Source organism: Haloferax sp. s1 (assembly GCF_058382125.1).
The window spans coordinates 1-927 of record NZ_JBZRPK010000079.1 but is presented as its reverse complement, the minus strand read 5'-3'; the positions used below and the strand labels follow the sequence as shown (position 1 = coordinate 927).

1 protein-coding gene and 1 pseudogene are annotated in these 927 nt (G+C 60.5%); both read left to right on the top strand.

Annotated features, from left to right (window positions below):
- On the top strand, positions 1 to 460 hold a 460-nt coding region (locus QT222_RS00525; protein WP_491475949.1), incomplete at its 5' end, for a 16S ribosomal RNA methyltransferase A.
- A 3-nt stretch (positions 461 to 463) separates the two neighbouring features.
- A pseudogene (locus tag QT222_RS00520) lies at positions 464 to 927 on the top strand (mechanosensitive ion channel family protein); the annotation flags it as partial.

The window sequence follows — 927 nt, the reverse complement described above, 5'->3', positions numbered from 1 at the left end:
GATTTCGTTCCGCCTCCTGCCACGCGGAAAGCCGCTCGTGCTCATGTTCCAAAAGGAGTTCGGCGAGCGGATGGCCGCCGAATCCGGCACGTCCGAATACGGCAGACTCTCGGTAAGCGCCCAGCACTACGGTGATGTCGAAGTCTGCGAAATCGTCCCCCGAGAGGCGTTCGACCCGAAACCGGCGGTTCAAAGCGCAATCGTCCGCGTGACGCCGCGTGACCCGGACTACGAGGTCGACGACGAGGAATTCTTCTTCGACTTCGTGAAGGCATTGTTTACCCAGCGTCGCAAAACCATCCGAAACGGCATCCGAAATACGTCGCACATCTCCGGACTCTCCGACCCAGAAGCCGTCGTCGAGGCGGCCGACGAGGACGTACTCCGGAAACGCGCCGGAAACATGGCCCCCGCGGAGTTCGCCGAACTCGCTCAACTCGCCGCGTCCGTCGGCTTATAATCCATGACACTCCCCGCGCTCGATGCGCTTTTGACCCCGCTGTTGCTCCGTTCGACCAGTATCGCCCTCCAGACTAACGGGTTCGTGGACTTCGAAGCGTGGTTCCCCACGTTCGAACTTCGCCTTGCTGCCAGTATCTTCGTCGCCGCCGCCGTTATCGCAATCTGGCGACTCGGCGCTCGTCTCCACGATATGGACGTTGAAGGGGTTTCTTCCCCTGTCTGGCACCTCGGGGTCACAGTGCTTCGCCTCACCGGTGTTGTTTTCGGTGGTACGTTCTTATTCGCGGTCTGGTCGCTTTCGGGCGACATCGGCACGCTCTCCGAGCAGTACAACCTCGGAAAGGAGACGCTCATTCGCGTCAGTCTCTCGGCCGCCTTCCTCGTCGGCGCGTACGTGTTGACATCGGTTCTCGGACGGTTTATCAAGGAAATCGCGAGTACACGCCCCGAGATATCCGACCACCA